The sequence below is a fragment of the Halomonas sp. AOP22-C1-8 genome (assembly GCF_052378905.1).
In the GTDB taxonomy this organism is placed as follows: Bacteria; Pseudomonadota; Gammaproteobacteria; order Pseudomonadales; family Halomonadaceae; genus Vreelandella; species Vreelandella citrativorans.
Window position 1 is genome coordinate 1 of the sequence record NZ_JBQSYD010000075.1, and the last position, 442, is coordinate 442.

General features: G+C 64.7%; 1 protein-coding gene. It reads right to left on the bottom strand.

Going from position 1 to position 442, the window contains the following annotated elements; genetic code table 11:
* A partial coding sequence (locus ACT3TY_RS17920) for a transposase (protein WP_444629098.1) occupies positions 1 to 442 on the bottom strand: 442 nt, incomplete at both ends.

Sequence of the window (442 nt, forward strand, 5' to 3'; positions counted from 1 at the left end):
ACGCTTCTGCTGGCCTCGCGCCACACGCACTCGGACAGCGGCAAACCGGGAGCACAACGGCTTGTTGGTACCTTCCCGCCAGGTGATATCCTGATAGTCATTGGCATCCAGCGACTCGGCCAGTGCTTGTGCCGCCACTGGGTGATGCTCCGAGGTCTGCTGCCACCGTGTCGGCGGTCGCCCCTGGCCGGACCACTTCGGAGGCAGAGGCTCACTGCCAGGCGGCCAGACACTGATACCCTCCGGCACGTCAACGCAATAACTCAAGCCCCATTCCGCAAGCTGCTCTCGCCACGGCGTCACTTTGCCGTAAGCCGCATCTGCCAGCACGATACCGGGCGTGATACCGGCCTCCAGTGTCTCGCGCACCTGCTGGAGGGCGATCTCGGGTTTGGTGGCAAAGTCGATCTCTTCTGGCACGCCAGCGCGGCGACAGCGCGCC